The organism is Nonomuraea jabiensis (assembly GCF_014204795.1).
Taxonomy (GTDB): Bacteria; Actinomycetota; Actinomycetes; order Streptosporangiales; family Streptosporangiaceae; genus Nonomuraea; species Nonomuraea jabiensis.
Window position 1 is genome coordinate 7765193 of sequence record NZ_JACHMB010000001.1, and the last position, 26365, is coordinate 7791557.

Genomic DNA, 26365 nt, shown 5'->3' on the forward strand with positions numbered 1-26365 from the left:
CGCATGTGAGGTTGTTTGAAGATCGCTGGGTTGCTGTGGTGATCGTTGTCGCGGTATGACCTGGCTGGTGAGACAGCGTGCGGAGTGGGGTCGGGCCAGTGTCGAGAAGATACTGGGAGCGTTACCGGTGGTGGCAGGGTTCTGCTCCCGGCTGCGGATCCGGGAGCTGGTGGATGCGGCCTGCCCCGTACGCGATACCGCAGAGCTGACTCATGGCCAGGTGATCGAGGTGCTGGTGGCCAACCGGCTGACCTCGCCCGCTCCGCTGGTGCACGTCCAGGCATGGGCCAGGCAGTGGGCGGTGGGTGAGGCGTTCGGCGTCGAGCCCGAGTTGCTGAACGATGACCGGATCGGGCGTGCTCTGGATGCCATCGCCCCGCATCTGGATCAGCTCGTCGGATCGGTCGGGCTGGCCGCGATCGAGGCGTTCGGTATCGACGTGACCCGCTTGCACTGGGACATGACCTCGATCTCGCTGCACGGCGACTACGACGATGCCGAGTCCGGCTTCGCACGACCCAGGTTCGGTCATCCCAAGGACCGGCGGCCGGATCTGAAGCAGATCCAAAGCGGGATCGCCGTCAGCTCCGACGGCGCGATCCCGGTCTTTCACCGTGCCTACGACGGCGCCGCAGGGGAAGTGGCCCAGGTCATCGGCGCTATGCAGGCCCTGCAACGGCTGGCCGGCCCGCAGCAGGTCCTCATGGTCGGCGATTCCAAGCTGATCTCTTACGCCAACCTGGCCGCGATGATCGCCGATGAGGTGGGTTTCATCGCCCCCGCCTCCAAGATGTTCGTCAGCGCCCAGACGCTGGCCGGCCTCGATCTGGCCACGGCCCGGCCGGTGGATTACATCGCCGCCCGCGACGCCGGCAAGAGCGCCGACCGGCGCGGCGTCTGGCACGTGCGCGAAGACACCATGACGCTGGCCGGGCCGCGCAAGAACGACCCGGTGCTGAGGCTGCGGCGCATCTTCGTGCATTCCTCGGCCCGCGCCCAGGCGGCCGCCAGCGCCCGGGCCAAGAAGCTGGCGCGGGCTCGCGAAGATCTGGCCCGGCTGGAACGCGGCCTGGGCAGCCGCCACTATCCCGACGAGCAGGCGGTCACCGACCGGATCACCGCGATCGGCCGCGCCCGCCGGGTGAGCGCCTACCTGACCGCTGAGACCGGCACCGACCGGCTCACCGGCAAGCCCACCCTCGCCTGGCACTTCGACGCCCACGCCCTGGACGCTGAAGCCGCCACCGACGGCTGGTACGCCTTGCTGACCAACCTCGACCCACGTCAGGCCGATACCGAACAAGTGCTGCGCCACTACAAAGGCCAGGAAGCCGTCGAGCGCCGCTACCAGGCGTTCAAAGGCCCGCTGGCCGTCACCAACCTGTACCTCAAGAACAACCGCCGCATCAACGCGCTGATCACCGTCATCTGCCTGGCCCTGCTCATCTTCTGCCTGATCGAACGCCAAGTCCGCCTCGCACTGGCCGCCCGCGGAGCGACCAAGGTCGACGGGTTGTACGCCGGCAGGCCCGCCGTTCCCACCGGCAAGCTCGTCCTGGACGCGCTGACCGGCATCCGGCTGATCCCGGGCATCGGGCAGTCACCCCCGACCATCCCGCAACCCACCGATCTTCAACTCCATCTCCTGGACCTCCTCGACATCGATCCACGAGACCTCCGCTGAAGATCGCTCACATGCGGAAAACGGGGCTAGCGGAGCCGCAGGCCCAGGAGGAGCGTCCAGGCGGGGAACATCGTCCAGACGCCTGCAGCACGACGACCAGGACGGCGGCGACCAGGCCCGTGACGCCGCTGGCCACAGCCTGCGGGCGCAGCTCCGTCTTCACCGGGGTCCTCCTTCACTCTCGTGAGTTGCCCGCCGGGCCGCCGATGAGGAACGGGGTCGTGACGTTCTCGTACATGAGGTGGACGAGCAGCCCCTCACGCGCGTGCGGCAGGTTGTGGCAGTGGTCGACCCAGATGCCGGGGTTGTCGGCGAGGAAGGCGAGGTCGTAGGACTCGCCGTCCTCGACGTTCAGGGAGTCGACCCACCAGGGGCTCCCGGTGGCGGGCACGCCGTCGCGGGCCAGCACCACCGCGCGATGGCCGTGCAGGTGCATGGGGTGCACCTCGCCGCTGTCGTTGACGATCGTCATGCGGACGACGTCGCCGTCGGCGACCGTGAACATTGGCACGTCCGGGTACATGTGGCCGTTGACGGTCCAGTAGAGCCCGGGGAGCCCGTCGAGGAAGCCCGGCCGGCGGCCCATGTCGTAGCGGAAGGCGCGGTCGGGGCGCGCCGGGTCGAAACCGAGGGGCGCGGGGGTGCCGTAGGTCAGCAGGTCCAGGGTGGCGGCCGGGCGGGCGCTCGCCGGCACGCCGGACGGGCGGCCGAGCACCACCGACAGCGGGCCGCCGATCTGCACCCGTACGGAGCCGCCGCCGGCCGGCATCGTCACCTCGAGGTCGGCCCGGCCGCCCGCCGTCACGAGGACGGCGGCGCGCTCGACCGCCGTGGGGCCGTGCAGATCGGTGCCGTCCACGGCGACCAGGCGCCACGCGGCTCCCGTGACCCACACCGGGGTGGGGCCGTTGTCGGTGTTGACCACGCGTACCCGCGCCGTGGCGCCGGGCCGGGCCGGGACGGTGACGTCGGATTCGGACCCGTTGACGGTGCGGATCCCGTGGTAGAGGTGCGCCAGGGCGACGACGTCCAGCGCGGCCGGCGGGTGCGCGGGCCGCACGACCAGGGCGCCGAACAGGCCGCCGGCGACCTGCTCGTGCGAGAGCTGGTGGGAGTGGTACCAGAACGTCCCGGCCCGGCCGACGACGAACCGGTAGACGAAGTAGCGGCCGATCCGGACCGCGTCCTGGGTGACGCCGGCGACGCCGTCCTGGCCGCCCGGGACGTCCACGCCGTGCCAGTGCAGGGTGACCCCGCCGGGCACCGACTCGTTGACCAGCCGCACCTGTACGAGCTGGCCCGCCACGGCGGTGATCTGCGGGCCGGGGGAGCGGCCGTTGAAGGTGTACCCGTCGATCTCGCGGCCCGACGCCAGCCGCACGCGCTGCTCGCGCGCGGTCAGCGTCACCTCGACGTCCGGCCTGCGCGCCGGGTCGGCGACCAGGGTGGTGATGTCGCGGGTGGCGGCGTTCCGGTGGTGGTGCGGCCCGCCCGCCTGCCGGCCGCCGTCGGCGTACCCCATGTCCATGACGGAGTACGCCCCCGGCAGCCGGCTCGCCTGCCACAGCCAGCCCAGCGGGACGACGACGGCCAGCGTCGCGGCGCAGGCCGCGACCAGCCGCAGGCGACGGGTGAGGATCATGACCCTCACACCGCCGCCGAGGCGGGCGCCTCGGCGGCGACGGGCCGGGCGCGCCGGGCGGCGTGCAGGGCGACCGCGAACAGCGCCATCGCGTTGAGCCCGTGCAGCGCGCCCACCCACGGCAGGTCGTGGCCCGTGTAGCCGAGCATCGCCTGGACGGCGACGAGGAGCAGCACGAGCGCGGCGAACTTGACCCCGCCCGGGATCCGGGCGAAGAACGAGACGATCAGGAGGAGGAGGGCGACGACGGGAATGACGATCCCGCCGTTGATGCCGTGCACGATGATGCCGAGGACCTCCGGGAAGGCCAGGTCGTCGCTCTCCATGACGGCCTTGTCGAACACGTTGCCGTCCGAGACCCACTTGCCGAGCCCCGCGATCGCCAGGACGATCGCCGCCGCCTGGACGGCGACCTCGACGGCGACGGCGTACGCCAGGATCTTGTAGACGATTCTCATGGTGCCTGTCCTTTCGACGGGGAGCGGAGCGCCTTGACGAGCAGGGCGGCGCCGAGCGGGCCGGCGCCGAGGAGGTAGGGGGCGGCGAGGTCGGCGGTGAGCGCGCCGAGCAGGGCGGCCACCGCCGCGATCGCGCCGGCGGCCGGGTGCGCCAGCCCGGACCGGCCCGCCACGTACGACAGCCCCGCGAGAGCGGAGGCCGCGCCGACGGCCAGCGCGGGCGGCAGGATCGGGCCGGCGACGTGGAGCGCCGCCTCGACCGTCGCCGCCGAGGCGACCACGCCCAGCAGGGCCAGGACCACGGCGGCGGGCGCGCGCCCGGCGTGGCGGGGCCCCGGCGCGGACAGGTCGCGGTAGACCAGCGAGACGGCCACGACGGCAAGCCACGCACCGGTGCTCCGGACGAGGCCGAGGGCGGGTCCGCCCGCCAGGCGCCCGGAAAGGGACAGGGCGGGGCACAGGGCCGGCTCACCCGCCAGGCACCCGGCCAGGCAGAGCGCCGACGACGCCATCAGGCACAGCCCGCCGGCCACCCGCGTCCTCATGACCGCCAGCGTCGGCGCGCCCGCGTCCCGGCGTCACGGGGCAGATGTCCCTGCCGGACCGGGAGACCGCGCCGGGAGCCCGGGCGGGCCGCCAGACCGGGCGTGCGGGCCGGGCGTGCGGGGCGGGCGTGCGGAGCGGGCGTGCGGGCCGGGTTACGTCAGGGCCGGGTTACCGGGGTTCGCCGCCGAGCCCCGCCTCGCGTGCCCGGACGATGGCCGCCGACCGGTCGGTGACGTGCAGCTTCGTCAGGACGTTCGAGACGTAGTTGCGTACGGTCTTGCCGCTCACCCCGAGCCGCTGGGCGATCGCCGTGTTGTCCAGGCCCCGGGCGACGAGCCCCAGGACCTCGTGCTCGCGCTCGGTGAGCTGCGGGAACGGCGCCGCCGCCGCGACGCGGGCGAAGTGGGCCAGGATGCGCGCGGCCACCCCGGCGCCGAAGACCGCCTCCCCGCGGGCGACCGCGCGTACCGCGGCCACGATCTCCTCGGGCCCGGCGCCCTTGAGCGCGTACCCGTGGGCGCCCGCGCGCAGGGCGGCCAGGACGTTCTCGTCGTCGTCGTACATGGTCAGGATCAGCGAACGGGTGGGCAGGCCGGCGGCGCGCATCCGCGCGGTGACCGTGAGCCCGTCGCCGCCCGGCATGTTCACGTCGAGCACGGCGACGTCGGGCCGGTGCTCGACGGCCAGGCGCAGGGCGTCCGCGCCGGTGGCGGCGACGGCCAGCACGGTCATCCCGGCCTCGGCGTCGAGCAGGGCCCGCAGGCCCGACACGAAGACGGGATGGTCATCGGCGAGGATCAGCCGGATCATGGTCCCCTCCCAGGTTCGTCGGCAGAAAGGCGCGGATGTGGGTGCCGCCGCCGGGCGGGGAGCGCATCGACCAGACCCCGCCCACCTCGGCGGCCCGTTCCCGCATGGAGCGGATCCCCACGCCGGCCGTCCGATCGGGGCCGAGCCCGCGGCCGTTGTCCCGCACCGTCACCTCCACGCCGCCGTCCGACGGCGCGACCGTCGCGGTGCAGTGGGTCGCCTCGCTGTGGCGGGCCGCGTTCGTGATCGCCTCGACGGCGATCCGGTAGGCCGCCGTCTCGACCGCGGCAGGCAGCGCCGGGAGCCGCTCCGAGCCGACGACCTCGATGCACATGGCGCCCGACAGGGCCGCCGCCCGCGCCCGGATCGCGCCGACGACGCCGAGCTCGTCCAGCGCGGGCGGGCGCAGCGCCTCGACCAGGCGTCGCACGTCGGTCAGCGACGCGGCGGCCTCTGCGGAGATCTCGTCGAGCAGCGGGCGCGCCGCCGATTCGGGCGGTACGTCCCGCGCGGCGAGGCCGGCCTTGATCCGGATCGCGGCCAGGGTCGGGCCGAGACCGTCGTGCAGGTCGCGGCGTAAGCGGCGGCGCTCGTCCTCGCGCGAGGCCACGACCTCGGCGCGGGACCTGGCCAGGTCGTCATGCAGCCGTACCGCCTGCACCGCCGTGCCCACCTGCTGCGCCAGAGAGGCGATCAGGCCGAGGTCGACGGGGTCGAGCGGATCGTCGCTGCCGCGGGCCGAGACCCGCAGGTGGCCGATGAGCGTCCCGTGGTAGCGCAGCGGCTCGACGTGCACCTCGCCGACGGGGACGCCGTACTGCGTGGCCAGGTGCGCGGCGCCGGAGCCGTCCACGAGGTCGATCGCCGCGTGCGGGACGCGCAGCGACCGGGCCACGGTCTCGACGATCGCGGGCAGCACGTCGGCGGGCAGCAGCACCGCCTGCAACCGCGTGCCGAGGCGGGTCAGCGCCGCGGACGGGTCGCGGCGGTCGCCGTACATCACCCGGTTGACCGTGCTCTGCGCCAGCGCGCGCAGCGGCGCCAGCGCGAGCGCCGCACCGGCCGCGGTGAGCGCGGCGGCCACCGGCTGCGACAACCCCAGCCCGCTGACCAGCAGCGCCACCACGGCCGCGTACCCGGCGACCAGGATCGCGACCACGCTGGCGTACACCAGCGACCGGTTCGCCAGCCGCTCGATGTCGAACAGGCGATGGCGCCGCAACGCCACCCCGATCCCGGCCACGAAGGGCAGCCCCGACAGCCCGAGGGCGCCCGGCGGCAGGGGACGGGCCGCGGCGAGCAGTTCGGGAAGGTGCCAGCCGGCCAGGCTCAGCAGCGTCGCGGTCGCGCCGCCCGCCATCAGCCAGCGCGTCCTGGCGCGCATCAGAGGGTCGGGGTTGCGGCGGTAGGCGACGAAGCCCCACGCCGTGCTGGTGACCAGGGCCGCCGCCACGACCGCGGTCTGGCCGACGTGCACCAGCCCGAGCCGGCCGAGCGCGTTGGGCGCCAGCGGGGCGGCGAGCGCGCTCCAGAGCGCCATCGCGGCCGGCGGCGCGGCGTACCCGACGGCCATGGCGCGGCGGCTGCGGGCCGGCAGCGGCCGGGGCGCGGTGAACGCGATCGTGAAGGCCAGCAGCCCGCCCCAGGAGATCGAGTACGCCACGATCGTGTTGAGGTGGAACAGCCACAGCCGGGCGCCGCCGGTGGCCAGGGCGAGGGCGGGCAGCCCGGCGGTGACGGTGAGCGTGCTGCCCAGCAGGCCCGCCGCGAGCACGAGCAGCGGAGCCGTCGCGGGCTCCTCGGGCCGCCGCAGATACAGCGCGACGGCCAGCCCTGCCAGCGCGAGCACGAAGACGAGATCGCCCCAGCCCGCCACGAGCAGCGGGTACGGATCGGGGCGGCCGACCCGGACCGCCACCGTCGTCGGCCGCTCGCGGACCACGTCGTAGAGCAGGGTCGTGCCCGGCCGCGGACGGGGGACGACGCCCAGGCCGTCGGCGAGCCGATGCCCGGCCACGCCGGTCACCAGATCGCCCGTCCGCAACCCCACCCCGCCGGGCGCGCCCGGGACGTCCACCGGGGTGCCCGGGACGTCCACCACCACGCCGTCGGCGCGCCAGCCCAGCGGCACCATGCTGCCGTCCGACGGCGCGTCCAGCCCGGCGGCGGTCGCCACCACCCCCAGCACCACCAGGACGATCGCCACTCCCGCCGGGATCCGGCGCGACCACCCTGAGGAGACCGGCCACAGTCGCCACATGGACACGCACACATCGTGACCGACACCCCGGCGGGAAACCATCACCCGGACGCCTACGGTTTGGAGGGAAAGGCGTGTCAACGGCCGGGCACGGGCTAACCCGACTTCCCGGACAACGTCAGAGCCCAGGCGAGCAGGCCGAACGCGGTCGTGGAGGCGACCACGCGGACGAGGTTCCAGCTCCGCCACCGCATCTCGCCGAACGCCTCGCGGACCGCGGCCACGTCGATGCGGGCGGGATCGCCCGCCGCCTTGATCGCGTCGTTGCGCGGCACGTTGACCGCCAGGGTGATGACGACGGTGATCGCGTACAGGACGAGCGCGGCGACGATCCACGGCAGCGCCGGGCGGCCGAGGTAGGCCACCGCGGCGAGGATCGTGAACAGGAGGGCGCCGAAGAAGCCGCCCGCCATGAACCACGGGTTGATGATCGCCCGGTCGATCGCCTGGAACGCGGCCACGAAGGTGCGGTCGTCGGTCCGCCCGAGGCCCGGCATGATCGTGTGCGCGTACAGGCCGAAGATCCCCGCCACCAGGCCCATCGACAGCGTGGCGGCCATCAGCGCCGCGATCCGCATGGCTTCCACAGAGTCCTCCCGGCGGGCTCAGCGATGTCGTCCGGCCCACATGATCCCACCGGTTCCTTTCGCGGACCTGTCCGGAACCTGTCGTGCCGCACCGGCACAAGGTTTGTGCAAGAACGATGACATCGCCGGCGGCTACCGTCGTATATGCGGCAAGGAGATCGACGTGAATGTGGATATAAGGTCAGATGCCGGATTTCGGTTCGGGATTTTGGGCCCGCTCGAAGTCTTACGTGACGGCCGGCCGATCTCCCTTCCGGCGGCCAAGCAGCGGATCGTGCTCGCCACGCTGCTCCTGCGCGCCAACCAGAACGTCTCGCCGGACGAGCTGATCGAGCGGATCTGGGCCGAGGCCGTTCCCCACAACGCCCGCAGCGCGCTCTACACCCACGTGACGCGGTTGCGGCGCGCGCTGGGCGGTGCCGGCTCCCGACGGCTGATCCGCACGTCCGACGACGGCTACGTCATCGACCTGCCGCCCGAGGCGCTGGACCTGTCGCGGTTCCGGGAGCTGGTCGCGCGCGCCGCCGCCGGCACGGACGCCGCCGGTGAGGCGGATCTCCTCGGCCGCGCGCTGGAGCTGTGGCGCGGTCCCGTGCTGGCCGGCGTTCCGTCGGAGTCGTTGCAGCGTGACGTGGTGCCGCTGGTCGTGGAGGAGCGGCTGCGGGTCGTGGACCGGTGGTTCCGGCTCGGCCTGCGGCTCGGGCGCGACGACGAGATGGTCAAGGTGCTCAAGGAGGCGACCGCGGAGCATCCGTTCCACGAGCGGCTGTGGGCGCAGCTCCTGGTCGCGCTGCACCGGTCCGGTCGCCGGGCGGAGGCGCTGGAGACGTACCGGAGCGTCGCCGCCCTCCTGCGCGACGAGCTGGGCGTCGACCCCGGCCAGGAGCTGGTCCGGCTGCACTCCGCCATCCTGGCCGGCGACCCCGAGCCCGCGCGCGTGCTCGACGACGGCCACCTCCCGCCGGCCTCTCAGCCGGACGACCCGCCGCAGAGCCCGGTACGCCCGCGGCAACTGCCCTCCGGCTTCGCCTCCTTCACCGGGCGCCGCGCCGAGCTCGCGACCCTGGACGCCCTCCTCGACCGCGAGGACGCCCACGCGTCGCCGCCGATCGTGATCGCCGCCATCAGCGGCATGGGCGGAGTGGGCAAGACGGCGCTGGCCGTGCACTGGGCGCACTCGGTCGCCGACCGGTTCCCCGACGGCGTGCTCCATCTCAACCTGCGCGGCTTCGGCCCGGGCCCGCCCGTCGAGCCCCATGCCGCGCTGGAGCTGCTGCTCAACGCGCTGGGCGTGGTCGGGCAGCGGGTTCCCGCGGAGACGGACGCCCGCTCGGCGCTGCTGCGCAGCGTGCTGGCCGGGCGGCGGGTCCTGATGCTGCTCGACAACGCCCGCGACGCGGCCCAGGTGCGGCCGCTGCTGCCGGGCTCGCGCTCGTTCGTGCTGGTCACCAGCCGCAACCAGATGCGCGGCCTGGCCGTACGGGAGGGGGCGCGGCCCCTCGTGCTCGGCCAGTTCTCGCCCGGCGAGTCGACCGCCCTGCTGGCCGCGATCCTGGGCCCGGAACGGATCGGCGCCGAGCCGTGGGCCGCCGCCGAGCTGGCCCGGTCGTGCGTCCACCTGCCGCTGGCGCTGACGATCGCGGCCGAGCACGCGACGTACCGGCCGGGCAGCCCGCTGCACACCCTGGCCGAGGAGGTGCGGGCCCAGCGGACCCGGCTGGACGCGCTGGACACCTCCGACGACCACGAGGCGAGCGTGCGGGCGGTGCTCTCCTGGTCGTACCTGGCGCTGGAGCCGCCGGCGGCCCGCATGTTCCGCCTTCTGAGCCTGCATCCCGGTCCCGACGTGGGCCCGGGTGCGGCGGCCGCGCTGGCGGGCGTCCCGGTCGCCGAGGCGCGGCGGCTGCTCGACGTCCTGGCCGACCGGTCGCTGCTGGAGAGACCCAGCCGTGAACAGGGCAGGGAACGGTACCGCTTCCACGACCTGCTCCACGCGTACGCCATCGAGCAGAGGGCCCTCGCGGACGGCCCGGCCGAACGGGCGGCCGCCGTCCGACGCGTGCTCAACTGGTATCTCCACACCGCGAGCCGCGCCGCCGACCTCGTCGAACCCACCAGGAGACGCTTCCCCGACGTGACCGACCGTGCCCCCGCCGAGCCGCCCGCGCTGGAGGGCCCGGAGGGCGCGCTGGCGTGGGTGGAGGAGGAACGGGCCGGCCTCGTGGCGGCCGTCGCGCTGTCGGCCGAGCACGGATGGGACGACTTCACCTGGCGGCTGGCGCACGCGCTCTGGCGGTTCTTCCTCATCCGCGGGCACGTCCGCGACTGGATCGACACGCACCTGCGGGCGCTCGACGCCGCCCGCGACACCGGCGACCCCCGCGTCCTGGCCGAGACGATGAAGAACCTCGGCTTCGCGTACTGGCGGGCCGGGCACCTCGCCGAGGCGCTGGACCACCACGGCCGGGCGCTCGTCCTCGACCAGGAGAGCGGCGACGGCTGGGGCGAGGCCAAGACGCGCAACCATCTCGGGTTCATCCACGACCGCGCGGGCCACTTCGCCGAGGCGCTGCGCCAGCAGCAGCGCTCCCTCGCCCGCTACCGGGAGGCGGGCGACCTGTGCGGCCAGGGCCGCGCGCTCGTCGGCATCGGCAACGCCTACCGCCAGCTCGGGCACCACAGCGCGAGCATGGTCCACCTCAAGAGGGCGCTCGCCGTCACCTGCGAGATCGGCGACCGCTGGGGCGAGAGCCTGGCCCTCACCGCCATCGGCTTCACCCGCCTGACCGGCGGCTACGGCGCGGAAGCCACCCGCCCGCTCTACCGGGCCCTCGCCATCTCCCGGGAGATGGGCGACCGCTGGGGGGAGAGCATGGCCCTCATCGTGATCGGCCTCGGCCGGCTGATCAACGGCGAGTACGGGGACCCGTCCCACCCGCTGTGCCAGGCGCTCGCCATCTCCCGAGAGATCGGCGACCGCTGGAGCGAGAGCCTCGCGCTCACCGCCATGGGCTTCGCCAGCCTGGCCTCGGGGCGCAACGCGGAGACCACGCGATACCTGCGGCGCGCGCTCACCGTCAGCCACGAGATCAGATGCATCGCCGGCGCCGACGACCTGCTCCACGAGGCGTTCCGCACCGCCATGCCGCGGGTCGGCCACCAGACGCTCGTCTCCACGCTGTCCTTCCACACCCGCCTGCAACTCAGGCTGGCCGCCGTGGACGCCCCTCGCGCGCTCGGCCCCTCCCCGTGCTGATCAGGGCGCTTCCCGCTCCCACTGCCGGTAGGCGGCGACGGCGGTCGGGAGGGTGGGGAAGAGCCGCTGCTCGCCGACCGTGGCGGTCAGGCCGTAGGCGTCCAGGTACGTGCGCAGGTCCTGCTTGACCCTGGCCATGGCGAAGACGATGCCGCGCCGCTCCAGCTCCTGGCGCAGGGAGTCGACGGCGTCCAGGGCGGTGATGTCCACCTCGACGTTGGCCTCGACGTTCAGGACGAACCAGTGGACGGGGGTGTCCTGCTGCTCGACGGCGGCCAGGGCGCGGCGGTGGAAGTCCTGGGCGTTGGCGAAGAACAGCGGCGAGTCGTAGCGGTAGATCACCAGGCCGGGGATGGTCCGGGCGGCCGGATAGTCGTCGATGTCGTGCATGCCCGCCAGGCCCGGCACCACGCCCAGGATCGCGTCATGCGGGCGGGCGACCCGGGCGAGCATCTCGGCGACGGACAGGGCCACGGCCAGCAGGATGCCGTACAGGATGTCGAAGATCAGGACCCCGGCGAAGGCGCCGAGGGCGAGCAGGAGCTCGGTGCGGCGGAAATGGGCCAGCCGCACGAAGTCGGGCAGCGAGACGAGGCGGGTGGCGGCGTACACGACGATCGCGCCGAGGGCGGCGGTGGGGAAGTCGGCCAGCAGCGGCCCGGCGAACATGAGCACCGCCACGACGGCGACCAGGCAGGTGAGCGAGTACAGCTGGGTGCGGGCGCCGGCTGCGTCGGCCAGGGCGGTGCGGCTGCCGCTGCTGCTGACCGGGAAGCCGTGCAGCGCGGCCGCGCCCAGGTTGGCCGTGCCCAGCGCGAGGAGCTCCTGGTTGGCGTCGACGTCCTGGTGGTGGCGGGCGGCGAAGGAGCGGGCGGTGAGCATGTTGTCGCTGTAGCCGACGAGGAAGACGCCGACGGCGGGCAGCAGCACGTTGTCCAGCGGGGGCAGCGAGGGGGCGGGCAGCCCGGCGGGGATCTCGCCGACCACCTTGATGCCCCGGGCCTCCAGGTGGAACACCATCACGCTCAGCGTGGCCAGCAGCACGGCGAGCAGGGGCGCCGGGACCGCGGGCAGCCGCCACTGCAGCAGGAACAGGAAGGCGAGCACGGCGGCCGCCATGACGACGGTGCCGGGATGGGCGTGGGGCAGCAGGCGGACGAACGACGACAGCTGGTCGATGAGGGACTCGCCCGTCACCGGGGCGCCGATGAGCTTGCCGAGCTGGCCGGCGACCATGATGACGGCCACGCCGGCGAGGTAGCCGACCAGGATCGGCCGGGACAGCAGGTCCGCGACGAAGCCCAGCCGCAGCAGCCGGCAGCCCAGGCAGAGCAGCCCGACGATGAGGGCCAGCGAGGCGGCCAGGGAGGCGTACCGGGCCGGGTCCCCGGCGGCCAGGGGGCCGATGGCGGTGGCGGTCATCAGCGCGGTGGTCGACTCGGGCCCGACCGACAGCTGCCGGGAGGAGCCCAGCAGGGCGTACAGGGCCAGCGGGGCCAGGATCGCCCACAGCCCGGCCACCGGCGGCAGCCCGGCCACGGTGGCGTAGGCCATGACCTGGGGGACGAGGTAGGCGGCGACGGTCAGCCCGGCGAGCAGGTCGCCACGCAGCCATGCGCGCCGGTAGGTGGTCAGGGTGGCCAGGCCGGGCAGAAAACGGAGCACGCCCGAGGATGGCGCATGATGGCACGCGGACGCCAGCACCACGCGCCCTGACCGGTGGAAGGGCCGCTCCCTTCAGGGCCCGGGCTCGTGCCCGGCCGCCCTGGCGCGGAACCGCGACGGCGAGACGCCGGCCCACGCCACGAACGCCTGCCGTAAGGACTCGGCGGAGGTGAACCCGCACCGGCGGGCGATGGCCGCGACCGGCTCGCGCGATCCGGTGAGCAGCTGGGAGGCCGCCTCCAGCCGCGCGTCGCGGACCAGCCGCGACGGGGTCCGGCCCACGTGCTCGACGAACAGCCTGCTCAGGTGCCGCTCGCTCACCCCGGCGAGCGCGGCCAGCCGGGAGACGCTCAGGTCGCCGTCGAGGTTGCTGATCACGTGGTCGATGACCCGCCGGACCACGGCCTGGTCGGAGCGCGGGATCCGGTTGAACAGGCTCACCTGCGCCTGGTTGCCGGGCCGCTTGAGGTAGGCGACCATGCCCATGGCCACCCGGCGGGCGAGCTCGGCCCCGTGGTCCTCCTCGATGAAGGCCAGCGTGAGGTCGAGGGCGGCGGTGACCCCGCCCGAGGTCGCGACCGCGCCGTCGCGGATGAAGATCGGCGCCGGGTCGACGTTGACCCGCGGGTAGCGCGCGGCGAGCTGCCCCGCGTAGTACCAGTGCGTGGTGGCCCGCCGGTGGTCGAGCAGCCCGGCCGCGGCCAGCACGCTCGCCCCCGTGCACACCGACGCCACCCGCCGCGACAGACCGGCGAGCCGCAGGACCTGGCTGACGAACCGGGGGTTGGCGGCGGCGGCCGCGTGGCCCCGCCCGCCGGAGACGACCAGGGTGTCGATCGGGCCGCTCATCCCGTCGATCCGGTGCTGCGCCGACAGCTCGAGCCCGGAGTCGCAGCGCACCGGCCGGCCCATCGGCGTCGCGAACACGACCTCGTACGCCGGGTCGGCGCCCTGCTGGTTGGCGTGGTCGAACCCGGTCGTCACGGACGCCACGTCCACGAGTTCGATGCCGTCGTAACCGATCATGACGATCAGCCGTGCCACCATGGCCACATCGTACGGGTGCGCCGCTCGCCACGGCGATCCCGGATCTCCGGCGCAGGCGCCGCGGCCCACTACGATGATCAAGGTTTGTGGTCGTCACCTTGGGGGCGGTGGAAGTTGTCAGGGCCGGAACGCGTTCGTGTCGTCCTGGAGAGCAAGCTCGTGCAGCGGGCCGTGATCGCCGTGATCGTCATCAACGCGATCACCATCGGGTGCGAGACGAGCGCGTACCTGATGGCGCAGGTCGGCGGGCTGCTGCACGCCGTCGACCGGATCGCGCTGGCGATCTTCACGGTCGAGATCGCCGCCCGCCTGTACGCCTACCGCAAGTCGTTCTTCGCCGACCCCTGGAACTGGTTCGACGCGGCCATCGTGGCCATCGCGCTCGTACCGGCCTCCGGGCCCACGTCGGTGCTGCGGTCGCTGCGCATCCTGCGGGCGCTGCGGCTGGTCTCGGCGGTGCCCAGCATGCGGCGCGTGGTGGGCGCGCTGCTGACCGCCCTGCCAGGCATGGCCTCCATCATCGGCCTGCTGGTGCTGATGATCTACATCGCGGCGGTGATCTCCACGAAGCTGTTCGGGGAGCTCGTGCCCGACCGCTTCGCCGACCTGCCGCGCTCGCTGTTCACCCTGTTCCAGATCATGACCGGCGACGACTGGGGCAACGTGGCGCAGGAGGTGATGGAGCACAAGCCGTGGGCGTGGGTGTTCTTCATCGTCTACATCCTGATGTCCACCTTTGTCGCGCTGAACCTGTTCATCGCGGTGGTGGTCAACGCCATGCACGAGACGGAGCCGTCCCCGGCGGAGACTCGCGCGCAGTCGGAGCTGGAGGAGGTGAAGCAGGAGCTGGCGGCGGTCAACGCCAAGCTCGACCAGCTGCTGACGCGCGAGCCCACGCCCGCGGCCCGCAAGGGCCCCTGATGGGGGGCGGCTGCCGCCGCTACCTGCTTCGCCGCTTGCCGCCGTAGAGGCCGACCGTCAGCGAGACGCCGAGGGCCGCCAGGGCGACCTGGATGGCGAGCTCGATCCAGTCGACGCCGCCGGTGTCGGCGACGCCCAGAACGCCGGCGATCGCGGTGCCGATGAGCGCCGCGACGACGCCGATCACGATCGTCAGCCAGATGGGGATGCGCTGCCGCCCCGGGATGACCAGCCGCCCGAGGGCGCCGATCACGATGCCGATGATGAGTCCGGAAATGATGCCGGTGATCGCCATGCTGAACTCCCCGACGCTCGGTGGTCCGTCTGCCCCGCACAACGAACGCGCTCCGGAACCGGTTCCTGCCGCTCACATGGGGGCGTGTCCCACGGTAGCAACGGGCGCTCCCGGGGAACATATGGCCAGGTCAGCCCCGCGTAGACGGTTTGGGCTGACGTGCTGAAATCGGGGGGTTCAGCGGCGATGACCACAAAACCAGCGGCGGTGCACGGCGTCTCACTGGCCACGTCCTTGGCGGTGGCGGCGTTCGTCCTCGCCGCCTGCGGCAGCAGTCCGGCGAGGCGGGACACGACCATGATGTCCGGAGCCGTGCCGCACGCGACGGCGAGCGCTCAGTCGAAAGCCGCTTTCGACGACGCCGACGTGATGTTCGCGCAGATGATGATCGCGCACCACCAGGAAGCCATCGAGATGGCGGAGCTGGCCACGGGGAAGGCAACGTACGAGGAGACCAAAGAACTGGCGGAGAAGATCAAGTCCGGGGAGCAGCCGGAGATCGAGACCCTGCAGGGCTGGCTGAAGGAGTGGGGCAAGACCACGCCGATCAGCGAGGCGGGGCACGACGCGCAGGCCGGCATATCCGACGCCAACGTCAAGACACTGCTGGACGCCCGGGGCGCGGCCTTCGACAAGGAGTTCCTCACGATGATGATCGATCATCACGAGGAGGCGATCGCCATGGCGCGGGTCGAGCGGAAGCAGGGGAAGAGTTCGAAGGCGAAGAAGCTGGCCGATCGGATCATGAAGGACCAGCAGGCCCAGGTGACGCAGATGAAGAAGCTCCTCGCCCGGATTCCATGACGGGAGGGTCTCGGCCGGGCGGGAGGTCACGGGGTGGCCGGCCTCGCGTCCGGGCGGGGACGCTGTTCAGGGCGCGCGACGGTCGCGCCCTGACTGTTCTTGAGAATGCGGCACTTGCGGCGGGCAGCAGCACGGTGGTCACTGCGGCATGTCCGGATATGGCCGGACCTGACCCTGCGGCGCGGAAGATCCTTTGGTGTCCGTAGAGCGCTCTGTCAAGGAGATCCGCATGACGCCGACCACGGTCACACAGGCCGCCCGGTTCAGAGACCTGCACGAGGGCACGGTCCTCGTGCTCCCCAACGCCTGGGACGCCGCCTCCGCCGCCCTGATCGAGGCCGCGGGCGCGCAGGCGATCGCGACGACGAGCGCCGGCGTGTCCTGGGCCAACGGGGCGCCGGACGCGGAAGGGCTCGGCAGGGAGCGCATGGTGGCCGCCGTCTCCGCCGTCGTGGCGGCCGTGACGGTGCCGGTCACCGCCGACATCGAGGGCGGGTACGGCGACGTCGCGGGCACCGTTCGGGCGGTGATCGAGGCCGGCGCGGTCGGCGTCAACCTCGAGGATTCCCCCGGCCTCGACGGCGCGCCGCTGCTGCCACCCGCGGACCAGGCCCGGCGCATCGCCGCGGCGCGGGCGGCGGCCGACGCCGCGGGGGTCGAGCTGTTCGTCAACGCCCGCACCGACGTCTACCTGGCCGGGGTGCCGGGGGACCGGCTCGCCGAGGTCGAGGAGCGGGCGCGGGTCTACGCCGAGGCCGGGGCCGACGGGCTGTTCGTGCCGGGCCTGCTGGACCTGGCCGCCATCGCCCGCCTGGCCGGCGGGCCGCTGCCGCTGAACGTGATGGCCGGGCCCGGCGCCCCGCCGGTGGAGCGGCTGGCGGCGGCCGGCGTCGCGCGGGTCAGCGTCGGCTCGGCGATCGCCCAGGCCGCCTACGCGTGCGCCGCGCGGGCGGCCGCCGAGCTGCTCGACGGCGGCACGTACGCGGCGCTCGCCGACGGCCTCGACTACGGCGGCCTCAACGCCCTCCTCCGACGATGACGAGGACATCCCCGGCCCGCCGCAGGCCGTACGGGCCCGCCCGGCGCACCTCGCGCCGGGCGTCCCGGAGTCATTTCTCGCAGGTGAGTCGGGGTTCGGGGTCGTAGACGGTGTGGAAGCGCTGCTTGCGCAGGACCTTGCCGTCCTTCTTGAAGATGCGCCACACGTCGATGGCGAAGCCCTCCGAGCCGCCCATGGGGATGCAGTCTTCCCCCTTCTCGGTGAGGGTCTCGACGGGCTTGACGTTGTAGCGGTCCGAGCTCTGCGACTCGATGTCGTACCGCTTGGTGCTCCAGAACTGCACGGTGACCGAGGTGTTCGTGTACGAGGTCTTGATCAGCACCCCGTAACGGGAGTCGTTGCGCCAGCGGAAGTCCGGCTGGGGGTAGGAGACCGTGGACTCGCGCCCGGCCGGGTAGCGGGAGATGTAGTACTGGTGGGCCCGGTGCTGGACGTCCTGGAAGCCGCCGAAGAAGACGGCGTTGAACATGGTGGTGGCGAACTGGGAGACCCCGCCCCCGACGTCGTTGACGAACCGGTTGTTGAGGATCATCGGCGCCTCGACGAAGCCGCGGGCCTTGTCGCGCTTGCCGACCACGTCGTTGAGGGAGAACGTCTCCCCGGGCTGCACCACGTAGCCGTCCACGATGTCGGCGATGGTATGGATGTTGGTCACGCGGGGCGCGCAGCACGGGTACTGCGTGGTGAACGAGCTGACCTGCTCCTTGACGCCGAGCTTGGCCGCCTCGGCCGTGGTCACCCGGGGCTGCCGCGCCGTGGCCGGCAGGTCGACGCGGCGGCTGCCCGCCGCCACGGCCCCGGCGATGGCCGGACCGAGCGTCTTGATGTCGGCGCCGTGGCCGACCTGGGCGGGGACGACCTTCGGCTTGCCCTTGACGATCGTGAAGGAGGCGTCCTTGGGCGGCTTGATCAGCAGCGACTTGGCCATGTCCGCGGCGATCTTGCCGGCGTCGTACGACGGGCGCAGCCCGCCCTTGCCGTCGGCGACGAACCGGAGACCGGCGGCCAGCTGCTCCCGCGACACGGTGGCCTGCTTGCCGCCGCTGGCCAGCGTGAGCGGGGAGGCGACCGCGGTGCGCGCGGTGCCGGCGGCGACCTCCTTGACCTGGGCGGCGGTGAGCGCGGGAGGCGCCACCCGGAGCTTCAGCTCGACGGAATCGCGCCCGGCCGCGAAGGCCGCCCGCACCGCCTGGGCCGCTCCGTCGCGATCCAGCGCGCGTCCGGGCTTGGGCAGGATCGTGCGCGGCTCCAGCCCCTGGTAGCGGACGCCGCCCTGCACCGGCTTGGTGTCCACGCTCTTGGCCAGGTCGGCGAGCCCGGCGGCCAGGCGCTGCTCGTCCACGAGGACCCGCGCCGGGAGCTGCCGGCTGCCGAAGAGGGAGCGGGCGATGCCGGCCGGGGTGGCGGCCCCGTCCATCGCGGCCTCGACGGTGGACCGGGCGTCGAAGTCCAGCCCCAGCTCGGCGGGCGTGAGCTGGACCCGCTTGCCGCCCGCGACCAGCGTCATCGGCTGCCGTACGCGCTGGGCCAGCTGCCGGTCGAGGTGGGAGCGGGCGGCCTCGGGCGCCAGCCCGCCGATGTCCACCCCGTCCACGCGCGTGCCCGGGGGGACCTTGCCGGCGAGCGAGATGGCGGGCACGGCGTAGCCGAGCACCGCGACCAGGACGACGGCGGCGGTGATGATGAGCACGCGCCGCGAGCGGAGGGCGCTCACGACGGCACCAAGGTGTGCATGAGGCCCGGATGCGGGCCGCCGGCCGGGGAGGTCCCGGATCCGGTAACTGTGATGTCCATTTGGTCTTGGATACGGCTGGCGACCCGTTCAGAGTTCTCCGCCGACCTGACCTGCAGTGATGCCCGGGGGTCGCGCATAGTGACGGAGTGTACTAGCAGATGTAGTAGGGACGTCACCGCCGGACGACGGGGACCGGCTGGTCCCGGCGGGCGGCCTCCGCCCTGACCCGCTTGCGCAGCTCCTTGGCGTGCCGGAGGAACGACCACGTGCGGCCCACCGTACCGCCCGACAGGCTCCAGTCGTTCAGCGCCCGCTCCACCTCGACCTCCAGCAGGTCGCCCGAGCCCGTCGTCGATCCCAGCAGCACGACGTGCTCCTGCCCACCGGTCCCCGAGGACCGGTGGAACGTCAGGCACACCGGCCCCGGCGCGCCCGTCACCCCGGCGGGCAGCAGCACCTCGAACCCGCGCCGGGTACGGACGACCGAGCGGGCACGCACCGTCACCGGCAGGCCGTCGGCCACCATCGACACGACGGGGGCGCCGAGCCCCATCGCCCGCGCGGCGTAGGGCCGCCAGTCCACCGGCGCGGCCGACCGGCTCGGCAGCCGGGGCCCCGACGGCGCCGGGTCGGAGCGGGCGAAGCTCGTCCCGCTCGGGCAGGCCCAGGTGCGGGGCGCGGCGGACAGGTCGCCCCCCGGCCACCAGGTGACGCGTTCGGGGGTCACCTCCACGTAGACGCGGGCGAAATACCAGGTCAGCCCCCTGAGCAGGAACAGCGGCGCGCCGGCGAGCCCGCTCCCGGCCTTGGCCAGCGCCTCGCGGACGTACCGGTCGGTGTTGGCCTGCAGGTCGGCGTCGCGTACGGCGGCCCGCCCCTGGACGAGCACCACGGGCGGCCGGTCGAGGCCGCTGCCCGCCGGGTCGGAGTACAGCAGCGCCACCCGCGGGTCACGGCGGGCGCGTTCGGCCTTGTCGGGGTAGGACAGGCCGGTCGTGACGTCGAGCGTCCCGTCCCTGCCGACGTACGGCGTGACCGGCCAGGTCACCGGCCGGCCGGCCCGGGTCAGCGAGGTGTACTCGCACACGAACGAGCGCTCGAACACCTGCCGCACCTCCGCGGGCAGGACGCCGCCCTCGGGGGCCGCGGTCGTGAAGCCGGTCTGACGTCCTTGTGTGATCATCGCCTGTCTCCCTTCCGTCCTTCGGAGACAGTGTGCGCAGGGCCCCTCCTGAACGTCTTGGCGCGCGCTTGCAGCCGTCTTGGCCGCCGCCGGGCCGGGTCACGGGGTCCATCTGAGGTTGGGGTTGACCCCGCCGGTCCAGTTGAAGGTGGCCATGTTGTCCCACTGGTCGCCGGTGCCGTTGATGTTGGCCGGGTCCCAGCCGTTGCCCTGGATGGCGTACCAGGTCGGCTCCCAGTAGAAGACGCCGATCGCCCCCGCGCCGCGGGCGGTGTTCTGGACGGCGGTGAAGTTGCTCGCCTGGCCCGCCCAGGTGGCCGGGTAGCCGGAGCACGGCGCCGAGCCGTTGATCGCGTTCGGCTCGCTGTCGGCGTTGTTCGCGGTGAACGGGTAGGCGGTCTCCGCCACGATGACGGGCTTGCCGTAGCGGGTGCGCGCGTCGGTGATCACGCTGGACAGGGTGGACAGCGAGCCGTGCCACATGCAGTAGTACGACAGGGCGGTGATGTCCCACGGCACGCCCTTGGCGCGGATCCCGTCGTAGAACCAGCGGGCGTTGGCGAGGCTGTCGGCGTCCGCGGTGTGGATGATCACCTGGGTGCCGCTGTTGCAGGCCTTGGTCGCGTTGTAACCGGCTTTCAGCAGCAGGCTGAGGTTGGTGAAGTCGTTGTTGATGACCTTGCCGTCGTTCCAGAGCATGCCGACGTTGATCTCGTTGCCGATCTGCACGCTGTCCGGGGTGGTGCCCTGCGCTTTGAGGCTGGTGCAGATGTCGTACGTGTAGTTGTAGACGTCCGTCTGGAGCTGGGCGATGCCGTGGCTGGCCCACGCCGCCGGCTTGAACTGCTTGCCCGGGTCGGCCCAGGTGTCCGAGTAGTGGAAGTCGATCATCAGGCCGAGGCCCTTGGCCTTGACCGTCCTGGCGTAGGCCAGCACCTTCGCCTTGTTGTTGTAGCCGCTCGCCGGGTTGTTCCAGATGCGCAGCCGGGTGTAGTTGACTCCGGCGCCGGTGAGGATGTCCAGCGGGTCGGCGGCCGTACCGGAAGCGTTGTAGTACTTGGCCCCCAGGTCCAGGCTCCGCTGGAGCGAGGAGACGTCGGCGCCGCGCATGCTCAGCGTGGCGGCCCGGGCGGGCGTCGCCGGCGCGAGCGCGATCAGCGCCGCGAGTGTCAGCAGGAGGGTGACCCGGATCCTTCGTAAGTGGTACGTGGTCATGATCGGTCCCGTTGATAGAGCCGAAATCAGCATGAGGATAAAGAAGAATCCGGCACTCGGGAAGAGCGAGTTTTCCGGCATCCGGGAATCGTTGTTCCGCGGTCCGGGCGGCCGAGCCACCATCGTTCCACCGGCCGCCGCGCCACGAAGGAGTCGCCGTGTCGAGCATCCCCCGCGATCAGTGGTACGTCGCCGCGTACGGGCGAGACATCGGCCAGGAGCTGTTCACCCGCACCATATGCGGCGAGTCCATCCTGTTCTGGCGCACCCGCGCCGGGACCGTCACCGCCGTGTCCGACCGCTGCGTGCACCGCCGGTTCCCGCTGTCGCAGCCGCCCAGCCGGCTCGTCGACGACCAGGTGGTCTGCGGCTACCACGGCTTCACCTACGGCGCCGACGGCGGCTGCGTCGCCGTCCCCGGCCAGAGCAGGGTGCCGCGTACCGCCCGGCTGAAGAGCTACCCGGTCGTCGAGCTGGACTCCTTCGTCTGGGTCTGGATCGGCGACCCCGCCCGGGCCGACGCGGCCCGCATCCCGCGCGCGCCCTGGCTGGACTCGCCCGGGTACACGACGGTGTCGGGGATGGAGCCGCTCCAGGCGCGGTTCGGGCTGCTGGTGGACAACCTCATGGACCTGTCGCACGAGACGTACCTGCACGGCGGGTACATCGGCACCCCCGAGGTGGCCGCCACCCCGATCACCACCACGGTGGACGAGGAGGCCGGGATCGTCCACGTCAGCCGCCACATGGACGACGCCGAATGCCCGCCGTTCTACGCCAAGTCCACCGGGCTGACCGGCCGCATCATGCGCTGGCAGGACATCGAGTACACCCCGCCGTGCCTGTACAAGCTGCACTCGCGCATCGCCCCGCCCGGCGTGCTGCCCGGCGCCGACGGCGGCGACCCGGACGCCTTCCACGTCGAGGTCGTGTACGCGATCACGCCCGAGACCGAGCACTCCACGCACGACTTCTGGGCGGTGGCCCGCGACTTCGCCCTCGACGACCAGGGCGTGTCCGACTTCCTGGCCGAGCAGAACCGCACCGTGGTGCTGCAGGACGTGGCCGCGCTCGACGTGCTGGAACGGGTGATCGCGACCGAACCGGCGGGCTACCAGGAGCTGTCGATCAACATCGACACGGGCGGGCTGGCGGCCCGGCGCATGCTGGCCGCACTGGCGGGGCAGGGCGCCCCGGCCCGGCAGGCGTGACGGGCATGGAGCCCGGACGGATGCCCGCCCGGCGTGGGCTGCTCCGCGTGGTGTGGCTGCCGGGGAGCGACCTGCTCCAGGGCACGTGCCACTGCGGCGCCGTACACGTCGCCGAAGGACCCGTCGAGGTCTGGGAATGGCTCCTCGGCCACCCGACCGGCCACCACACCCCCACCGACCCGACGCCCAACGACACCCGCACCGACCCGACGACCCCTGACGCCCCCACCGGGAGGGCGCGCGCTGAGGCTCCCGCCGGGAAGGTGCGCGCTGACGTCCTGCCGGGGACGGGGGCCGCCCGATGAGCGCGGAACGCAAGCTGGTCGTGCATGCGCGCGAGCCCGTCGCCCACGGGGTCGTCGCCCTCGACCTGCGCGATCCGGCAGGCGCCGACCTGCCCGCGTGGGAGCCCGGCGCGCACATCGACCTGGTGCTCGGCGGCGACCGCGTCCGCCAGTACTCGCTGTGCGGCGACCCGGCCGACCGCACGACCTGGCGCGTCGCGGTGCTGCGCGAGCCGGACGGCCGGGGCGGCTCGGCGTACGTGCACGAGGACCTCCACCCGGGCACGGCGGTCCTCGCCCGCGGCCCGCGCAACCACTTCCCGCTCCACCCGGCGCCGCGCTACCTGTTCGTCGCCGGAGGCATCGGCATCACGCCCATCCTGCCGATGGTGCGGGCCGCCGACGCCGCCGGCGCCGAGTGGCACCTGGCTTACGGCGGCCGTACGGCGGGCTCGATGGCGTTCGCCCGCGACCTCGAAGCCGCGCACGGCGACCGGGTGGAGCTGCGCCCGCAGGACGAGCACGGCCTGCTCGACCTGGACGCCCTGCTGGCGCGGGCCACGCCGGACACCCTCGTGTACTGCTGCGGCCCCGCGCCGCTGCTGGAGGCCGTCGAGCGCCGTTGCGCGGACCGTCCGCCCGGCACGCTGCACGTGGAGCGCTTCGAGCCCAAGGAGGCGGCCGGCCCCGTACGGACGGAGTCGTTCGAGGTCGAACTGGCCGTCACGGGCGTCACCCTCACCGTGCCCCCGGACCGCTCGATCCTCGACGTCGTGCTGGAGGCCGGCGTGCAGGTCCTATCCTCGTGCCATGAGGGGACCTGCGGCACCTGCGAGACCGCGGTGCTGGCCGGCGCGGTCGACCACCGCGACTCCCTCCTCACCTCCGAGGAGCGGGCGGTGAACGACACGATGTTCGTCTGCGTCTCCCGCGCCGCCTGCCCCAAGCTGGTCCTCGAACTCTGACCAGGGAGCCGCCGATGCAGATCCCAGCCCCCCGGCAGACGGCCGAGCGCACCGGCCCGGTCGTGGCCCGCGCGCTGCAGATCCTCGGCGCGTTCACGCCCGACCGGCGCTCGCTCACCCTCAGCGAGCTGTCCCGGCACGCGCGCCTGCCGGTCTCCACCGTGCACCGGCTGGCCGCGGAGCTGCTGGCCTGGGGCGCGCTCGAACGGGATCCGGCCGGGTGCTACCACATCGGCCTGCGCCTGTGGGAGATCGGCTCGCTCGCCCCTCGCGGGCTGGGCCTGCGCGAGGCCGCCCTGCCGTACCTGGAGGACCTGTCCCAGGTCACCCGCGAGAACGTGCAGCTGGCCGTCCGGGAGGGCACCGAGGTGGTGTTCGTCGAACGGATCGCCGGGAGCAGGGCCGTCCCCGTGCTGACCCGGGTCGGCGGCCGCTTCGCGCTCACGGCCACGGGCGTCGGGCTCGTGCTGCTCGCGTACGCGCCCGCCGAGGTGCAGGAGCAGGTCGTGGCCGGCCCCATGACGCGCTACACCGAACGGACCATGACCACCGCGCGGCAGATCCGCGCCGCGCTCGCCGACACCCGCGCCCGCGGGTACGCCGTCAGCGACCGGCAGGTCACGATGGACGCCCTGTCGGTCGCGGCGCCGATCCACGACGCCCGGGGCGACGTCGTGGCCGCGGTGTCGCTCGTGGTCCACCATGGCAGCACGTCGCCCCACGCGCTCGCCCCGCTCCTGCGCACCAGCGCCCGCGCCATCTCCCGCGCGCTGCCGCCGTCCACCCTCGGACCGTGACGGGCCCGGTCACTCTCGGACCGTGACGGGCCCGGTCACTCTCGGACCGTGACGGGCCCGGTCACCTTCAGATCGCAAGAGCTCCGGTCAGCCGAGGCGGGCCAGCTCCTCCTCGCTGAGCTCCAGGTCCGCGGCGCCGACGGAGTCGACGATCGTCTCCGGCCGGCTGGCGCCGGGGATGGGGATGACGACCGGGCTGCGGGCCAGCTCCCAGGCGAGGCAGACCCGCTGGGGGGACACCCCGCGCGCCTCGGCGATCTCCGTGAAGGCGTCCCGCCGGCTCAGCTCCCCGGTACGGCCGATGCCGCCCAGCGGCGACCAGGGCAGGAACGCCAGCCCGAGCTCGGCGCAGACGTCGATCTCGGGCTCGCTGGAGCGGAAGCGCGGAGAATACTCGTTCTGCACGCTCACCAGCCGCTCACCCAGGATGTCGTGGGCGAGCCTGATCTGCTCGGGGTCGGCGTTCGAGATGCCGGCCATCTGGATCTTGCCGGCGTCGTGCAGGTCCTTCAGCGCGCCCATGGTCTCCGCGTACGGCACCTTCGGGTCGGGCCGGTGGTGCTGGTAGAGACCGATGCTCTCCACGCCGAGGGCCTTGAGCGAGCGTTCACAGGCCTCCTTGAGGTACGACGGGTCGCCGTTCACGGACCAGCCGCCGCCGGGCGTGCGGGTGTGGCCGCCCTTGGTCGCGACCAGCACCGTGTCGGCGTCGCCGCCCCAGCGGGCCAGGGCGCGGGCGACCAGACGCTCGTTGTGGCCGACGTCGTCGTGCGAAGGCGTGTAGGCGTCTGCCGTGTCGATCAGGGTGACCCCGGCCTCCAGGGCGGCGAGAAGGGTGCGGATCGACTGGTCCTCGTCGGGCATGTGCCCGGCCACCGACATGGGCATGGCGCCGAGCCCGACGGCCCCGACCTGGCGGTTTCCGATGGTGCGCGTTCGCATGGCGTTGTGCATGGATCCACCCTGCCCCCTGGAGCGCACTCCAGGTCAACCTTCCCGCGTCGGCGTCCAGCGCATGGCCAGGAGCAGGGTGTCGTCGCTGTGCAGCACCTCGCGGCGCATCATCCGTACGAGGGTGTCGGTCAGCTCGTCCACCGGCAGATCGCGGTGCCGGCCCGCCAGCTCGGCCAGCTCGTCCAGCCCCGCGTTGAGATCGCGCCGGGCCTCCACCAGCCCGTCGGTGTAGAACAGCACCAGCGTGCCGGGCCCCAGCCACCGCTCGGCCACGTGGTCGCTGCCCGGATCCGGGTAGCCGAGGCCGCGCCCCCACGCCTCCAGGTACGTCGCCGGCTCGCCGGGCGCCACGATCAGCGGCGGCGGATGGCCGCCGGTCGCCACCCGGAGCACGCCGGTACGGGGGTCGAAGCGGGCCACCAGCACGGTGCCGGCCAGGTCGGGATAGACCGGCTGCAGGATGGCCGCGGCGCGCTCCACGACGTTCTCCAGCGGCAGCCCGGCCAGGGAGAGCACGCGGACGGCGTGGATGATGTTGAGCGCGGCCCGGGTGCTGGCCACGCCGTGGCCGGCCGCGTCCACCACGACGACGTGCAGCTCGCCGCCCGGCATGATCACCACGTCGTAGAGGTCGCCGCCGGTCGGCGCGTCGTCCTCGGAGGAGGAGTAGTAGACCGCGAGCCGCGCCTGCTCCACGTGCGGGATCGGCGGGCGCAGGGCGTCCTCCAGCTCGCGGAAGATCGCCCGGTGGGCCCGCCTGAGCCGTACGTCGCGCTCCTCCAGCTCCGCGACCAGGGCCAGCACGTCCTGGCGGGCGTCGGCCAGCTCGCCCTCCAGCATGCGGATCCGCCGCAGCGGCTCATCGGGGACGGACATCACACCGCCCCCCGACCATGCCGAGGCCGCGGTACGCGCTGCTCGACCACCAGCCCCCCTGTCGCCTCCGTGTCCGTAGCAGTCGCGGGCCAGCTCGCTCACCGCCGCAA

23 protein-coding genes are annotated in these 26365 nt (G+C 73.2%); 9 read left to right on the plus strand and 14 right to left on the minus strand.

What is annotated here, in order from left to right; translation table 11 throughout:
• Positions 1-55: 55 nt before the first annotated feature.
• Positions 56-1684: an IS1634 family transposase gene (locus tag HD596_RS62385; RefSeq protein WP_185073827.1), complete on the plus strand. Its 1629-nt coding sequence runs from the start codon at positions 56-58 to the stop codon at positions 1682-1684.
• 175 nt (positions 1685-1859) lie between these two features.
• Here HD596_RS62385 and HD596_RS35490 read toward each other — a convergent pair whose 3' ends face one another.
• The 6 genes from HD596_RS35490 to HD596_RS35515 all read right to left on the minus strand — a co-directional run bounded on the left by HD596_RS35490 (position 1860) and on the right by HD596_RS35515 (position 7978).
• Positions 1860-3326: a multicopper oxidase family protein gene (locus HD596_RS35490; RefSeq protein WP_185073829.1), complete on the minus strand. Its 1467-nt coding sequence runs from the start codon at positions 3324-3326 to the stop codon at positions 1860-1862.
• 5 nt (positions 3327-3331) lie between these two features.
• A complete protein-coding gene (locus tag HD596_RS35495; RefSeq protein ID WP_185073831.1) occupies positions 3332-3784 on the minus strand; it encodes a hypothetical protein in 453 nt (150 codons plus the stop codon).
• Positions 3781-4329: a hypothetical protein gene (locus HD596_RS35500; RefSeq protein ID WP_185073832.1), complete on the minus strand. Its 549-nt coding sequence runs from the start codon at positions 4327-4329 to the stop codon at positions 3781-3783. The genes HD596_RS35495 and HD596_RS35500 overlap by 4 nt, the downstream gene beginning before the upstream one ends.
• A gap of 169 nt (positions 4330-4498) precedes the next feature.
• Complete coding sequence (locus HD596_RS35505; protein ID WP_185073834.1) at positions 4499-5140, minus strand: response regulator; 642 nt, start codon at positions 5138-5140, stop codon at positions 4499-4501.
• A complete protein-coding gene (locus HD596_RS35510) occupies positions 5115-7400 on the minus strand; it encodes a GAF domain-containing sensor histidine kinase (protein ID WP_246557473.1) in 2286 nt (761 codons plus the stop codon). The genes HD596_RS35505 and HD596_RS35510 overlap by 26 nt, the downstream gene beginning before the upstream one ends.
• 95 nt (positions 7401-7495) lie before the next feature.
• A complete protein-coding gene (locus tag HD596_RS35515) occupies positions 7496-7978 on the minus strand; it encodes an anthrone oxygenase family protein (RefSeq protein ID WP_185078914.1) in 483 nt (160 codons plus the stop codon).
• 217 nt (positions 7979-8195) lie between these two features.
• Here HD596_RS35515 and HD596_RS35520 point away from each other — a divergent pair, with 217 nt between their 5' ends.
• Entirely contained in the window at positions 8196-11243 is a 3048-nt protein-coding gene (locus tag HD596_RS35520) for an AfsR/SARP family transcriptional regulator (protein WP_185073838.1), read from the plus strand.
• Here HD596_RS35520 and HD596_RS35525 read toward each other — a convergent pair whose 3' ends face one another.
• Both HD596_RS35525 and HD596_RS35530 read right to left on the minus strand, forming a co-directional pair.
• Positions 11244-12908, minus strand: a complete 1665-nt coding sequence (locus HD596_RS35525; protein ID WP_185073840.1) for a SulP family inorganic anion transporter — start codon at positions 12906-12908, stop codon at positions 11244-11246. It lies immediately after the preceding gene.
• A gap of 72 nt (positions 12909-12980) precedes the next feature.
• The gene (locus HD596_RS35530; RefSeq protein WP_185073842.1) at positions 12981-13955 is read right to left on the minus strand and encodes a GlxA family transcriptional regulator; all 975 of its coding nucleotides are present in this window, start codon (positions 13953-13955) and stop codon (positions 12981-12983) included.
• 114 nt (positions 13956-14069) lie between these two features.
• Here HD596_RS35530 and HD596_RS35535 point away from each other — a divergent pair, with 114 nt between their 5' ends.
• Positions 14070-14876, plus strand: coding sequence for an ion transporter (locus tag HD596_RS35535; protein WP_185073844.1), 807 nt, complete (start codon positions 14070-14072; stop codon positions 14874-14876).
• A 19-nt stretch (positions 14877-14895) separates the two neighbouring features.
• Here HD596_RS35535 and HD596_RS35540 read toward each other — a convergent pair whose 3' ends face one another.
• A complete protein-coding gene (locus HD596_RS35540; protein WP_185073846.1) occupies positions 14896-15171 on the minus strand; it encodes a GlsB/YeaQ/YmgE family stress response membrane protein in 276 nt (91 codons plus the stop codon).
• Positions 15172-15357: 186 nt separating this feature from the next.
• On the opposite strand from HD596_RS35540, the gene HD596_RS35545 reads away from it, so the two are divergent.
• A complete protein-coding gene (locus tag HD596_RS35545) occupies positions 15358-15975 on the plus strand; it encodes a DUF305 domain-containing protein (RefSeq protein ID WP_185073848.1) in 618 nt (205 codons plus the stop codon).
• 229 nt (positions 15976-16204) lie between these two features.
• Positions 16205-17014, plus strand: coding sequence for an isocitrate lyase/PEP mutase family protein (locus tag HD596_RS35550; protein ID WP_185073850.1), 810 nt, complete (start codon positions 16205-16207; stop codon positions 17012-17014).
• Between the two features lie 70 nt (positions 17015-17084).
• Here the strand turns inward: HD596_RS35550 and HD596_RS35555 are convergent, their stop codons facing one another.
• The 3 genes from HD596_RS35555 to HD596_RS35565 all read right to left on the minus strand — a co-directional run bounded on the left by HD596_RS35555 (position 17085) and on the right by HD596_RS35565 (position 21168).
• On the minus strand, positions 17085-18749 hold the full coding sequence (locus HD596_RS35555; RefSeq protein WP_185073852.1) for a VanW family protein: 1665 nt from the start codon (positions 18747-18749) through the stop codon (positions 17085-17087).
• Positions 18750-18942: 193 nt separating this feature from the next.
• A complete protein-coding gene (locus tag HD596_RS35560) occupies positions 18943-19953 on the minus strand; it encodes a pyridoxamine 5'-phosphate oxidase family protein (RefSeq protein ID WP_221519663.1) in 1011 nt (336 codons plus the stop codon).
• Positions 19954-20052: 99 nt separating this feature from the next.
• Complete coding sequence (locus HD596_RS35565; protein WP_185073854.1) at positions 20053-21168, minus strand: glycoside hydrolase family 53 protein; 1116 nt, start codon at positions 21166-21168, stop codon at positions 20053-20055.
• Positions 21169-21326: 158 nt separating this feature from the next.
• Here HD596_RS35565 and HD596_RS65075 point away from each other — a divergent pair, with 158 nt between their 5' ends.
• From HD596_RS65075 to HD596_RS35585, 4 genes are read left to right on the plus strand one after another with little or no spacing between them, the layout of a single operon-like run.
• Positions 21327-22379: a Rieske 2Fe-2S domain-containing protein gene (locus HD596_RS65075; RefSeq protein ID WP_185073856.1), complete on the plus strand. Its 1053-nt coding sequence runs from the start codon at positions 21327-21329 to the stop codon at positions 22377-22379.
• A 20-nt stretch (positions 22380-22399) separates the two neighbouring features.
• The gene (locus HD596_RS35575; protein WP_185079468.1) at positions 22400-22684 is read left to right on the plus strand and encodes a hypothetical protein; all 285 of its coding nucleotides are present in this window, start codon (positions 22400-22402) and stop codon (positions 22682-22684) included.
• Positions 22681-23628, plus strand: a complete 948-nt coding sequence (locus tag HD596_RS35580; protein WP_185073858.1) for a PDR/VanB family oxidoreductase — start codon at positions 22681-22683, stop codon at positions 23626-23628. Before HD596_RS35575 ends, HD596_RS35580 begins: the two co-directional genes overlap by 4 nt.
• Before the next feature lie 14 nt (positions 23629-23642).
• Positions 23643-24425 carry an IclR family transcriptional regulator gene (locus HD596_RS35585; RefSeq protein ID WP_185073860.1) on the plus strand — a complete coding sequence of 261 codons (783 nt, stop codon included), beginning with the start codon at positions 23643-23645 and terminating at the stop codon, positions 24423-24425.
• Between the two features lie 87 nt (positions 24426-24512).
• Here the strand turns inward: HD596_RS35585 and HD596_RS35590 are convergent, their stop codons facing one another.
• Together HD596_RS35590 and HD596_RS35595 are read right to left on the minus strand one after the other, a co-directional pair.
• Positions 24513-25367: an aldo/keto reductase gene (locus tag HD596_RS35590; RefSeq protein ID WP_185073862.1), complete on the minus strand. Its 855-nt coding sequence runs from the start codon at positions 25365-25367 to the stop codon at positions 24513-24515.
• Between the two features lie 45 nt (positions 25368-25412).
• The gene (locus HD596_RS35595; RefSeq protein WP_185073864.1) at positions 25413-26255 is read right to left on the minus strand and encodes a PP2C family protein-serine/threonine phosphatase; all 843 of its coding nucleotides are present in this window, start codon (positions 26253-26255) and stop codon (positions 25413-25415) included.
• Positions 26256-26365: the final 110 nt, after the last annotated feature.

Coding starts and splice junctions, on each gene's coding strand:
- HD596_RS62385 (WP_185073827.1), top strand. CDS start 56: ATGACCTGGCTGGTGAGACAGCGTGCGGAGTGGGGTCGGGCCAGTGTC.
- HD596_RS35490 (WP_185073829.1), bottom strand. CDS start 3,326: ATGATCCTCACCCGTCGCCTGCGGCTGGTCGCGGCCTGCGCCGCGACG.
- HD596_RS35495 (WP_185073831.1), bottom strand. CDS start 3,784: ATGAGAATCGTCTACAAGATCCTGGCGTACGCCGTCGCCGTCGAGGTC.
- HD596_RS35500 (WP_185073832.1), bottom strand. CDS start 4,329: ATGAGGACGCGGGTGGCCGGCGGGCTGTGCCTGATGGCGTCGTCGGCG.
- HD596_RS35505 (WP_185073834.1), bottom strand. CDS start 5,140: ATGATCCGGCTGATCCTCGCCGATGACCATCCCGTCTTCGTGTCGGGC.
- HD596_RS35510 (WP_246557473.1), bottom strand. CDS start 7,400: ATGTGGCGACTGTGGCCGGTCTCCTCAGGGTGGTCGCGCCGGATCCCG.
- HD596_RS35515 (WP_185078914.1), bottom strand. CDS start 7,978: ATGCGGATCGCGGCGCTGATGGCCGCCACGCTGTCGATGGGCCTGGTG.
- HD596_RS35530 (WP_185073842.1), bottom strand. CDS start 13,955: ATGGTGGCACGGCTGATCGTCATGATCGGTTACGACGGCATCGAACTC.
- HD596_RS35540 (WP_185073846.1), bottom strand. CDS start 15,171: ATGGCGATCACCGGCATCATTTCCGGACTCATCATCGGCATCGTGATC.
- HD596_RS35545 (WP_185073848.1), top strand. CDS start 15,358: ATGACCACAAAACCAGCGGCGGTGCACGGCGTCTCACTGGCCACGTCC.
- HD596_RS35550 (WP_185073850.1), top strand. CDS start 16,205: ATGACGCCGACCACGGTCACACAGGCCGCCCGGTTCAGAGACCTGCAC.
- HD596_RS35560 (WP_221519663.1), bottom strand. CDS start 19,953: ATGATCACACAAGGACGTCAGACCGGCTTCACGACCGCGGCCCCCGAG.
- HD596_RS35565 (WP_185073854.1), bottom strand. CDS start 21,168: ATGACCACGTACCACTTACGAAGGATCCGGGTCACCCTCCTGCTGACA.
- HD596_RS35575 (WP_185079468.1), top strand. CDS start 22,400: ATGCCCGCCCGGCGTGGGCTGCTCCGCGTGGTGTGGCTGCCGGGGAGC.
- HD596_RS35580 (WP_185073858.1), top strand. CDS start 22,681: ATGAGCGCGGAACGCAAGCTGGTCGTGCATGCGCGCGAGCCCGTCGCC.
- HD596_RS35585 (WP_185073860.1), top strand. CDS start 23,643: ATGCAGATCCCAGCCCCCCGGCAGACGGCCGAGCGCACCGGCCCGGTC.
- HD596_RS35590 (WP_185073862.1), bottom strand. CDS start 25,367: ATGCGAACGCGCACCATCGGAAACCGCCAGGTCGGGGCCGTCGGGCTC.
- HD596_RS35595 (WP_185073864.1), bottom strand. CDS start 26,255: ATGTCCGTCCCCGATGAGCCGCTGCGGCGGATCCGCATGCTGGAGGGC.